This is a genomic window from Parabacteroides sp. AF17-28 (assembly GCF_003479205.1).
GTDB classification, from domain to species: Bacteria; Bacteroidota; Bacteroidia; order Bacteroidales; family Tannerellaceae; genus Parabacteroides; species Parabacteroides acidifaciens.
The window spans coordinates 39,050-51,590 of record NZ_QUGV01000017.1 but is presented as its reverse complement, the minus strand read 5'-3'; the positions used below and the strand labels follow the sequence as shown (position 1 = coordinate 51,590).

Here is a 12,541-nt window from a genome sequence, read left to right as displayed (position 1 = left end):
TTTTTCTATTATGGCTGCAAAGATACAATTTATCCATAAAAAAAGCCGCAACATAAAGTCGCGGCTTTCTATTTTAATAAAAAGACTTCTCGCCAAATGGCGTACCTATTAATAACCTGTATTCTGTTTCAGGTTCGGGTTCTTATCGATACTACCTTGCGGAATCGGCAAATAACGATTCTTCTCTACAAATTGACGATTTTCGATAAACGCTCTTTTATCAGAAATAACTGCACGTTTATAAGGATCAGTTTCACTGTAGTTGATAGTTCCTGTGATACGATTCAATTCCCCGTTCAACAATGTTTCAGCCAATCTCTTACCACTGGCATCTTTCCAGCGCAAGATATCTGCACGACGCAATCCTTCACCAGCCAGTTCGACACAACGTTCACGACGGATCAACTCACGCAATGATTCTTTTGTACCATATTTGGTTCTATCAACCGGCTTCATGCCTGCACGTGTACGGATTTGATCCAAATATTCATAAACCTGAGCCGAAGGACCATCCAATTCATTCGATGCTTCAGCATAAGTAAGCAATACTTCTGCATAGCGGAAAACGATCACACAAGTAGCCGTATTCCATATGTTCGAATACTGATCGATCGGATCCAAATATTTAGCCCATGTCAAAGCCGTTTTAGAAGCATTATCGGTATAAGTCGGATAATTGATATTTTTCGATTTACCATCAGCTTCAAATTCATCCAAAGTATTCAGGACTTCACCTCTCCATTCCTGTCCGGGGAAAAGAATAGTCTTTTCCATACGAGGATCCCGGTTGGCAAACGGATGAGTAGCATCATAACCACTACCCGGTTCATCTTTTGTCAAACCGTTACTCATCTCATACATATCAACTAAATTCTGAGTAGGAACGATTGAAGACCAACCAGCATCTTTGTTATTATACATCTGGCCGACAACACCTAAACCATATATATTTGCAATACGCTGATCCGCTAAAATAACTTCTTTGGAATCAATTCCCGTCAGTTTAAACAGATTGGAATAATCCGGGTCCAATTCATACTGTTTCAAATCGATAATAGCTTGAGCCGCATCTTTAGCTTTTTGCCATTCATCATAATACAAAGCTTCGCGCATTCTGATCGCAAGGGCCGCTCCTTTCGCAATCCGTCCACGTTCGGAAGGCTCAGCATTAATGTTTGCAAGCGCATCATCCAAATCTTGTGCAATTTGCCGGCGCACTTCTTCTTCCGTATTACGGGGAACCTGAGCTTCTTCAGCTGTCAGATAAGAGCCGATAATAGGCACACCGCCGTACCACCAGTTCATACGAAAATAGCAATAAGCACGAATGGCTTTAGCTTGGGCGATCAAATCTTCTTTCTTTCCCGGTGTCGTAAACTCGACATTGTCAATGTTGTCCAATACCGTATTACAACGACGGATAATAGAAAAATTGTAGAATGAAGCTCCGGTATTGGAACTTGCCAAAGAGCCATCACCCCAAGGACGCCATCCTTCCCAAGGGAAATTATTATAACCGATATCAGAACCGCAATCCAGGTACAAAATAGAACTTGGATCCCACAGTCCATTATAACATCCTACAACAAAGCTTTCAGCATCATTTTCTGTTTTCCATGTTGTGGAAGGAGACAGCGCATCATGCGGAGCTGTATCCAAAAAGTCCGAGCAGGCAGTAGACAATAGTGCTACTCCAGCCAATAGATATATTGATATACGTTTCATATAATTCAACTTATAATTAGATAATCATTAATTGTTTAGAATGTAATATTAACACCAAATGAATGTGTTGTTGACAGAGGATAGCTTGACAAGCGAGAGCTTACAGTTTCCGGATCTACATTCAACGGCATAGAATCAAATGTCAGCAAGTTTTCAGTTGAATAATACACTCTCAAATTCTGAACACCTACTTTTTCCAAAAGACTTTTCGGGAAAGTATAGCCCAATTGTAAAGTCTTTAAACGCAGATAGCTTGTGTTGATTACCCAAAAGTCAGACAAAACATTGGAAGCTTCACTCGGAGACATACGAGCTTCAGCTACACGTGGCATACTTGCATTCGGATTTTCTGGAGTCCAGGAGTCCAGCCATGCTGTGGACGGATGCCCTGCACTACCGGAGAATTCACCAAAAGCTTCTTTTGTATAAGCAAATCCTACATTAGCGGCTCCTGTGAAATTCATTGTCAAATCAAAATTCTTATAAGCTGCATTCAAGTTCAAACCGAATGTCATGACCGGATCTTTCGTTTTATACAATTCACGGTCTTCAGCCGTAATCTTGCCATCACCGTCTGTGTCGACATATCTTAAATCACCGGCTCTGAACTTCTGTCCGAACGGATATCCTTCCTGTTTGGAATACTTATCCATCCAAGCTTGTGCTTCTTCGTCAGACTGGAAGAATCCATCTGTTTTATAAACATACCAGGAGTTGATCGGCGAACCTACCTTACGCAGGAAGTCACCATCAGACATACGTTCGACACCACCTAAATTTTCTATCTTATTTTTATTATAAGCAAAATTACCGACTACGCCGAATTTCCAATCACCCCAACGGTTATTGTAACCCAATTGGATTTCAACACCACGGTTACGCATCGCACCTACATTATCTTTATAAGCTCCTAATGCGAACTCTGTCGGAACCGGAACTTCCATAATAATGTCTGTAGTCTTACGATCATAGTAATCGAATGTCAAGTTGATCTTATTATTGATCACAGCGTCCAAACCGATACCCCATGTTGTAGATTTTTCCCATGAAAGGTCTTCGATTTTATAACTGCCCTGATAATAACCAGTTGTCAACGCACCGCCAAAAGGATAATTAGCACCCAGATTATAGGTGTTCAACCAAGGATAGAAGTCACCGCCTGTCGGAGTTCCGTCACTCAATGCATCCTGGTTACCCAGCATACCCCAAGAACCGCGGATCTTCAAGCTGTTCAACCAATCTCTCGTATTTTCCATAAATCCTTCTTCACTGATACGCCATGCACCTGAGAAAGAAGGGAAATATCCCCAACGATGTCCCGGAGCAAAACGGGAAGAGGCATCCGCACGGAAGTTAGCTTCCAACAGATATTTACCAGCGTAATCATAGTTTACACGGCCAAAGTATGAAAGCATAGCCAATTCACGGGTAAATCCAGAGTTTGTTTGAGTAGCTGTCGCACCGGCGTTCATATCATCCAACTCATTGTTAGGGAAGTTTTCACGATACATATAATTGTAACGTACATCATACTGTTCTGCATGATAACCCAACATGGCCTTCAAACCATGATTACCGAACTGTTTATCATAGTTCAACAAAATATCCAGATTATAACGGCTCCAGTTTGTGAATGCTTCCGACAAACTATTCGGACGGGCAGCCTGCGCCGGGTCAGCGTCAATTTTCTTTACAAATGCTTTGTAGTGTTGATCGTCATTTACATAAGCACCTGAAACAGTTGCTTTCAAACCATCGATAATCTGATAATCGACAGCCAAAGATCCTGTAAAGTTCTGATTGTATTTATCAACAGTCTGTTTGGAATCCAACCATGCGATAGGGTTACCGTCATTTGTTGCCCCATAAGTACCATCTTCTTTATAAACAGGGATCATCGGGCTCAGAATGTTCAACTGACGAATGATCTGGTCAGACCAACCGCCGCCATAGTTGGAGTTCGGGTCTTTATAATCATTCTTGATATAAGCCATATTCATACGGACCGTCAATCTCTTCGTGATATTCATATCCAGATTAGCACGCCCATTGAACTGTTTACGTTCCGAATTAGGAAGAATACCTGTTTGTCCTAAATAACCGGCAGAAGCCATATATTTTGCTTTTTCAGAACCTCCGCTTACGTTTACATTATGTTTATGCAGCACACCTGTTTGATAAGCAGCATCATTCCAGTCTGTATTAGGATGGCCATAAGGGTCTGAACCGTCCTGGAACAGACGAATATCTTCATCACTATAACGGTGCGGCTGACCATTCGTATCGTCAATACGGTTGTACAGCATTGCATATTCAGCAGAGCTTACACGGTCAATAACAGCCGTCGGGCTTGAAACGCCGACATAACCGTTGTATGAAACGCGGGGAGCACCAGATTTACCACGTTTAGTCGTAATCAAAATTACACCATTCGATGCCTTCGAACCATAGATAGCGGCCGACGCTGCATCTTTCAATACAGAAATACTTTCGATATCATTGGGGTCAACGCTATCCATCGAACCACTTTCGATACCGTCAATCAAAATGTAAGGATCAGAATTATTTAATGTCCCGACACCACGAATACGGATATTACTTCCGTCTTCACCCGGACGACCTTCACCGGCAGTGATCGTTACACCAGGCATCAAACCCTGCAAACCGGATGATACATTAGAGATAGGACGATTGGTCAGTTCTTCACTGGCAACAGAAGCAACAGCACCTGAAAGGTTCGCTTTCTGCTGTGTTCCATAACCTACAACTACGACCTCTTCCAACTTTTGTGTGTCTTCCTTTAAGCTTACAGTTAACGACGCTTGTCCGGTGTACGGTATTTCCTGAGTCAAATAACCGATGAAAGAAATCTGGATAACATCTCCATTTTTAACATCCAGTACAAAATTACCATCCATGTCGGTAACCGTACCGTTAGTCGTTCCTTTTACAATTACAGAAGCGCCGGCTACAGGGCCTAAATCATCACTCACTGTACCTTTCAAACTTTTTTGTTGCTGAGAAATGCCAACTTTGGGAGTTGCCGTACTGTCTAATGCATAAGCTGCTCCTCCGGAACACAATGCTGCAGACAACAACATAAGGCTGACTGGTCTTGCGATTTTCAACATACCAATTTGTTTTTTGTTTAATAATAATAGTTACTATATGAATAAGATCTAAGGAGGTGACAATCACCCAACTTATAGACTTAACACATTCTTTTCTTGATTTTGAACGTTCAAAAAAACTTATATCCAAAAACTTGACTTAGTTCTTGTAGGACTATGATTAAATAAATTCGACAAACGTGCTCGAAAAAACAATGAGAGATATACAATAACCCCCTTTTTGGGCAGTTTTTCTATTTCGTTCAAAATCTTGATCGATTTTGGATTGACTTTTTTCATGGTTTTAACCTTCCCGGCTGACACCAGATGAAATGAGGTGCCGAGCCAATTCTAAAAAGCATGCAATTTGATTACCGAAAACCGGAAACACCGACAAAGTGATAAACCTTAACTCTCGGAGAATCGAATATTTGAAAATAAAACGGACAGCGTTCCAAATATCCCGAGGAAATTCAGGGGCTTTTTTGCCCTGAAGACGGTCCTCTTTCCAATTACGACCGTCCAAATCGCCATTACGACCGTGCTAATCTTCGCGAGGTGCCGAGTGCACTACACATTAGCACGGTCATAATGGCAAAGAGGACGGTCGTAATTGCTGGAAACGCTCAAAAAAGGCGAAAAAGTCCTTTTTTGATGGCAGAAAAGTGGATTAACATTTATTGGGTTTCGGATGTCTTTCGAGCCTGAAAAATGCATTTTATACAATAAGCCCCTAAGGATTGAAAAAAATATCCATGCCCATCCATCCGGATTTTCATGCCCATGCAATCCGATTTTCATGGGCACTGGATTTTACCAAAGCCACTATCGGATTTTGTCACTAATCAGGCCATATGATATGTGGTTTATTATTCGATGTTAATTAAATACTTATTACAATAAGTACGAAGGGATAAAAGCCTAACTACAAACATACTCACATAATCCACCGAAATACCCTTTAATTGTTAATTAACATTTCAAGTTCTGTCATTGGGTAAATAGGCAAATATTAAATTACACTTAATATAGTAAAAGATTAATTTTACACACGCCGAATAAAAGTAATAGATATTTAGATTTTCAAAGGAAGAAGAGCAAACATTAGGCTTATATAAGAAAAAAAACAGATAATATTGTTTGTGTTAATGAAATATTTTAATATATTTGTCGCGTTATATAAAGGTGATGTTAAAATACATTTCACAGGTATCGTGCTAATTTTTTCTAAAAAAAAGTATGTACTGTAATAAATATGTATTACATTTGCCACGTCGAAGAAACGTAGTCCTACAAGAACTTCGCATTAAAATCCTCCCTTTTTTTCTATCATTCATTATGTTTTTTACAATAAGTAATTAGTCCTACAAGAACTAAGTCAAGTTTTTGGATATAAGTTTTTTTGAACGTTCAAAATCAAGAAAAGAATGTGTTAAGTCTATAAGTTGGGTGATTGTCACCTCCTTAGATCTTATTCATATAGTGACTATTATTATTAAACAAAAAACAATTAGTATGTTGAAAATTGTAAGACCAGTCAGCTTTTTGCTGTTGTCTACTGCTCTTTGTTCATCAGGGACGATGTTTGCAGCCAATGAAACAGCAACTCCTAAAGTTGGCATTTCTCAGCAACAAGCGAGTTTAAAAGGTATCGTGGAAGACGAATTTGGCCCTGTAGCCGGAGCTTCCGTTGTTGTAAAAGGTACTACTAACGGTACAGTTACCGACATGGATGGTAATTTCGTCTTGGATGTTAAAAAAGGAGATGTGATCGTTATCTCATTTATCGGTTACCTGACCCAGGAGATTAAGTACAATGGAGAACAATCCATTAAGGTAAACTTAAAAGAAGACACACAAAAACTGGATGAGGTTGTTGTTGTTGGTTATGGCGTACAGAAAAAAGTAAACCTGACAGGTTCTGTATCGACAGTAAAAGCTGAGACTTTGGAAACAAGACCTGTATCAAGCGTTTCTGCAGCTTTAGCAGGACAGATGCCGGGTGTGACAGCTATCCAAAGTTCTGGTAGACCGGGTTCACAGACAGGTTCTATCACGATTCGTGGTAAGAACTCCGTGAATGCAGCAAGTCCGTTAGTTATTGTAGATGGAGTTCCGGGTAGCATGAATACGATTGACCCGGCTGATATCGAAAGCCTGACAGTATTGAAAGATGCTTCTTCTGCCGCTATTTACGGTGTACAGGCTGCCAACGGTGTTATTTTGATCACAACAAAGAAAGGTAAAAAAGGTGACCGGGCACGCGTCAACTATTCAGGAAATGTAGGTTGGTCAACTCCGACTATGCGTCCCAAATTCTTGGGTTCTGCAGATTATGCCATGTTATATAACGAGGCGACTCTCAATGACAATCCGAACAATCCGCTTCGTTTCACGGATGAAGACATTGAATTATATCGCAACGGAACAGATCCTTACGGTCACCCAAATACCGATTGGTATAAAGAGACCATGAACAAAAATGCGATTGAGACAATGCATCACATATCTATCAGCGGTGGCTCTGAAAAGACAAGCTATAATGCATCTGTCGGATATACACAGCAGAACGGTTTGATCGATGCCAACAACTACAAACGGTTTAATGCGCGTACCAGCGTCGATTCTCAAATCAACAAATGGTTCTCTGCAGGTTTGAATGTTTCAGGCTACAGAGGAACCCTGATGGACGGATGGAATAGTGTTGCCGGTATGACTCAATTTACCAACCGTGCAACCCCGGTCGAAGCAGTCCGTAATGAAGAAGGTGATTTCCTGTATCACGGAAAAGACAATCCGGTAGCACTGTTGGGGCGTGACGGCTTCAGAAGAACAATGGACCAACAGGTAAACGGTACACTGTATGGGCAGGTAAATATTCTGCCGAACCTGACCGCCAAAGCGTTATTTTCAGTACGGAATGATGAAAGAAGCGAAGATGGTTTCAAAACTCAAATCGTTTATGGCGCTAATAACGAAGCAACGACAGGTCTTCGCGAAGGATATGAAAAGCAAACCTGGTGGAACTGGTACACGACGCAGGTATTGATCAATTATAACGAAACATGGGGCAAACATGATTTAGGTTTGTTAGCCGGTTTCGAACAGATCGATTATCGTTATAAACATCTTGAGGCTGAACGAAAAGGTGGAGGTAACAATGAATTGCAAGAATCATTGAGCACGCTGGATGCATCTTCACAGACCAACAAAGAATCAAGATATGAGATCGCCCACCGTTCATATTTCGGACGTGCACAATATAGCTTTGCTGATAAATATTTGTTAGAAGCGAATGTCCGTTTGGATGGTTCTTCCCGTTTTGCTTCCGGTAACCGTTGGGGTGCTTTCCCTGCATTCTCTGCCGGTTGGAGAATCACCGAAGAAGAATTTATGAAAAATGCAGGTATAGATTGGTTGAGTAATTTGAAATTACGTGCAGGCTGGGGACAAACAGGTAACGAAGAGTTGAAAGATGAAGAAGCCTATCTGACTGTTCCTTCATATGCATATGATAAATATATGTTTGGGAATACGCTTTATTCAACCATCAAAGAAAGCCGTTATGCAAACCAGGAACTCAAATGGGCTACAGTAACAAGTATCGAAGGTGCGATTGAAGCCTCTTTCCTAAATAATAAAATCGGATTCGAACTGGCCGGTTATAAGAAAACGACTAATGATATGTTGCTTCTCTTGCCTGTACAGGGTATTTTTGGTATGGATGCACCCAGACAAAATGCAGGTCAAGTGCAGAACACCGGATTCGATTTGAGTATTTTCCATAACAATTCTATCAGCAAGGATTTTCGCTATGACATCAATTTCAACATCGCCTATGTCCACAATGAGTTAACAGACTTACAAGGTACTGAGGGAAAAGAACCGGGTGACGGTAGAGGAAATTTCTGGTTCCTGGAAGGATATCCAATCGGTTCTTATTATGGATATGAAGCTGACGGGCTGTTCAATTCTCCTGAAGAAGTTGCAGCAGGTCCGACACGTACCGGAACGGAACAACCGGGTGATATCCGCTACAAAGACTTGAACGGTGACGGAAAAATCGATGCAGCTAACGACCGTAAAGTGATCGGTAAAGAATTTCCAAGCTGGACAGCCGGTTTAGGAGCTAACTTATACTACAAAGATTTCGATTTGTCATTCTTCTTCCAGGGAGCATTTGACGTAGACGCTTACGTTAATGGTGAAGCAGCTTATGCTTTCTTTAACGGTGGTAAAGTTTTGGAACGCCATTTGGACCGTTGGACACCGACCAACCATAATGCTTCATATCCACGTATTACAATGGCAGACCAGATCAACTACCAGTTCTCTTCTTATTGGTTGCAAGACGCTTCTTATGTCCGCTTGAAAAACCTGACGATCGGCTATAACATACCGAAAGCATTACTAAGTAAGATCAATCTGGATCGCGTAAAAGTATTCCTGACAGGTGAAAACCTGTTCACAATTACCGGAATGGATTCACTTGACCCGGAATCAGCACCGTCCAATGCTCGCGGAGGTTTATACTCGAACGTAAGAAAAATATCAATCGGTCTTAAAGTAGGTTTTTAAATAACAGATTATAATATAGAAATATGAAAAAGAATTATATATATGTAGCAATTCTGGCTGCTATCCTTTTCGGTTTCAGTTCTTGTAGCGACTTTCTGGATCGTATACCGGACGACGAACTGTCAGATGGTAGCTTCTGGAAAACTCCAAACGATGCAAAGATGTTTATTGCCGATGTATATCGACAGGCTTTACCGGCAGGGGACGGCAATGGTGATATAGACGGAGACATTGATTCCGATAATGCCGTACATGGTATCAAATGGGCTGCCGGCGATGTATCCAGAGGTATTTATGACCCGGCCAATATGGGATGGAGCGGTGATTATAATGCGATTCGCGCCTGCAATGTTTTATTGACTAAAATAGATATGATTCCTGATTATGATCAAACAGAAAAGGAAGCAACCATGGGCGAAGCACATTTTTTACGCGGCTTCATCTATTTTGGATTAATCCAAACCTATGGCGACGTTCCTTATGTGGATCAACCTCTCGATCTGAAAGAAATGGGAGAAATTACTCGTACTCCGGTTGAAGAAGTATATGCCAAAGTCATGGAAGATTTCGATTATGCGATCGCCCACCTTCCAACACAGTGGGGTAGCAGTGATTACGGACGCGCAACGAAAGGAGCCGCTTATGCAATGAAAGCTCGTGCAGCATTATATTTCAAACATTTCGACACGGCAGCGGAAGCCGCTAAAGCAGTAATGGATTCCGGTGAATATGAATTGTTTGACGCAAACAATACAGGACAATATGCTAAATTATTCTGGGAAGAACAGGAAGCCTGCAAAGAAGCGATTTTAGTACGTCAGTTCAACGCTCCGACACTGACAAACTATATCATCGGTTGGGAATGTTTCCCGACAAAAGGCTGGGGTGGCATCAATCCGACCCAGAGTTTGGTCGATGCATTTGAGTGTGCTGACGGTTCTCCGATTGACAAGTCCACAACCTATGACCCGACAGATCCGTTCAAAGACCGTGACCCGCGTCTGGAAGTTTGTGTACTGCATGACGGTGAAGAAATGTATGGTGTAACAATCAAGACAGCTCCTCTGCCATCAAGTGGTTCAACAGGTGTTGCTCAGCATAACGACGCGACAGCTACCGGTTATTACCAGCAAAAATGGTTAGACCCGAGCATTGATCCGCAATCGACAGGTTGGGATATGGGGAAAGACTGGCATGTAATCCGCTATGCAGAAGTTTTATTGACTTATGCAGAGGCTAAAAATGAACTTACAGGATTAGATGCTTCCGCTTTTGACGCTGTAAACCAGGTACGTCGCCGTGTCGGTATGCCGGAGCTGCAAAATACGGATGCAAGCAAACCGACCTATTGCGGCACGCAAGATGCTTTACGTCAACGAATCCGTAACGAATGGCGTGTTGAGTTTGCCCTTGAAGGAAGCAAGCGCAAATGGGACATCCGCCGTTGGGGCATTGCTAAAGATGTACTGAACGCTCCGTTCTTAGGAATGAAATATATGATAGTCGACGATCCGACTGCACCGGATATAGATAAGGGAAAGAGATGTATTTTATACCAGGGAGAAAACATCAAACTGACCGGTAGTAAATATGAAGATCACAACTACCTGTTCCCGATTCCACAGGAAGAAATCGACCTGAATCCGGCATTGGTACAGAATCCGGGATATCCGACAAAGTAAATATCTAAATTTTTGTCATAACAAACACGGGAGGAGTCATATCCTCTCGTGTTTCATTCTTTTATGAAGTATATTCACTGGCTACTCTTTACTGCTCTTTGCGGCTTGTTTCTGTTCATGTTCCTGGACAGTCTGGCTTATCTTTTCCCTTATCACGAACAACAAAACTTATTTCTGTTTTCCCACGCTTACCTGGATACATTTTTATCCACCCCCGGTAAACTCGGGGAATATCTGGCAAACTTCATCGTCCAATTCTTCTACCTGCCTTATACGGGAAAAATTATATTTGCGTTTATTCTGTCACTCCTTTATCTGTTTCCGGTACTCTGTTGCAAGCAGCTAACAGGAAAACACGATCCATTGCATCTGGCAATCTTGCTTCCCTTGTTCTTATTCGTGCAATTTGAATCGCTTGGTTTTGAAATCAGTTGGGCTACCAGCCTTTTCTGTTGTTTCTTCTTATTATTCTTGCTGTCGTTGTTACCTAAAAAGATATTCTATATAACTCTCTTGCCTTTTTTTCTATTAACGAGCTTTGCACTGGGATGGATATATCCGACCATTGCAATTTTAATCTGTGTCATAACACTGCTTTCCGCTCTTTTTTTCTCACGATTCGGAAAGAACAAAAAGATTTACACTGGTGGCAGTATTCTCTGTTTGGGAATCTACGCTGCCGGTACTTTCTATCTATTCGTCTATTCCTATAATATGCGTGAACGGTTACTGCTTGAAGCGGAAGGTCATCTCAAGAAACAGGAATGGGAACAAGTTCTTGACTGTACCCGGAAATACAGAGGAGAAAATCAACTGAACGACTATTTCCGGAATATGGCGCTTTATCATACAGGACGCATGCCTTATGACTTACTGAACTATTCGCAAAGTTACGGCATCAACTCCCTCTTTTTACCTTGGACGGGAGACGCGCAACAAAGCCGGTACGGACATTACATTTACGAACAGTTAGGATATTTGAACGAAGCACAGCGGTGGGCCTTCGAGTCACTGGTTGTCAACGGAGAAACAGCGCCCAACCTAACGAACCTGATCCGCTATAATATTGCAAACGGACGCCCGGAAGTCGCCCTACGCTTTATCCGGATTCTCAAACAATCTTTATTTTACCGGAAACAAGCCGAAGAATACGAGAAAATAGCTTATACCGGCCAGATTCGAGGTCTGAAAGCGTTACCACATGCAGAAAATAAAAAAGCCCGCTTTTCCAATATACAGAATCTGGGACCGGAACTAATCTATATCTGTGACCGGGATTCTTCCAACCAAATGGCATTCGAATATCTGATGAGTTACCTGATATTGAGCAACCGGCAGAAACAGTTTGTCGAAAACCTGCCGCGCATACAGGCCTTCTCCTATCCCGGAATGCCGCCCCTCTATCAGGAAATCCTGAATCGTTATCAACAAGACCAGCAATAAACA

The 12,541-nt window shown here is 41.7% G+C and carries 5 protein-coding genes; 3 read left to right on the top strand and 2 right to left on the bottom strand.

Annotation, left to right across the window (positions count from 1 at the left end):
- Positions 1-108: 108 nt before the first annotated feature.
- Together DWW90_RS13100 and DWW90_RS13095 are read right to left on the bottom strand one after the other, a co-directional pair.
- Entirely contained in the window at positions 109-1,725 is a 1,617-nt protein-coding gene (locus DWW90_RS13100) for a RagB/SusD family nutrient uptake outer membrane protein (RefSeq protein ID WP_115499958.1), read from the bottom strand.
- Positions 1,726-1,760: 35 nt separating this feature from the next.
- Positions 1,761-4,856, bottom strand: coding sequence for a TonB-dependent receptor (locus tag DWW90_RS13095; RefSeq protein WP_122345293.1), 3,096 nt, complete (start codon positions 4,854-4,856; stop codon positions 1,761-1,763).
- 1,494 nt (positions 4,857-6,350) lie between these two features.
- Here DWW90_RS13095 and DWW90_RS13090 point away from each other — a divergent pair.
- From DWW90_RS13090 to DWW90_RS13080, 3 genes are all read left to right on the top strand, one after another.
- The gene (locus DWW90_RS13090; RefSeq protein WP_122345292.1) at positions 6,351-9,413 is read left to right on the top strand and encodes a TonB-dependent receptor; all 3,063 of its coding nucleotides are present in this window, start codon (positions 6,351-6,353) and stop codon (positions 9,411-9,413) included.
- Positions 9,414-9,436: 23 nt separating this feature from the next.
- Positions 9,437-11,095 (top strand): RagB/SusD family nutrient uptake outer membrane protein, encoded by a 1,659-nt coding sequence (locus DWW90_RS13085; protein ID WP_122345291.1) that lies wholly within the window; start codon positions 9,437-9,439, stop codon positions 11,093-11,095.
- A gap of 63 nt (positions 11,096-11,158) precedes the next feature.
- Positions 11,159-12,538, top strand: coding sequence for a DUF6057 family protein (locus tag DWW90_RS13080; RefSeq protein WP_147382436.1), 1,380 nt, complete (start codon positions 11,159-11,161; stop codon positions 12,536-12,538).
- Positions 12,539-12,541: the final 3 nt, after the last annotated feature.

Bases quoted from the DNA above. Each gene is read 5' to 3' on its own strand.
- DWW90_RS13080 (WP_147382436.1), top strand. From the start codon at position 11,159: ATGAAGTATATTCACTGGCTACTCTTTACTGCTCTTTGCGGCTTGTTT.
- DWW90_RS13085 (WP_122345291.1), top strand. From the start codon at position 9,437: ATGAAAAAGAATTATATATATGTAGCAATTCTGGCTGCTATCCTTTTC.
- DWW90_RS13100 (WP_115499958.1), bottom strand. From the start codon at position 1,725: ATGAAACGTATATCAATATATCTATTGGCTGGAGTAGCACTATTGTCT.
- DWW90_RS13090 (WP_122345292.1), top strand. From the start codon at position 6,351: ATGTTGAAAATTGTAAGACCAGTCAGCTTTTTGCTGTTGTCTACTGCT.
- DWW90_RS13095 (WP_122345293.1), bottom strand. From the start codon at position 4,856: ATGTTGAAAATCGCAAGACCAGTCAGCCTTATGTTGTTGTCTGCAGCA.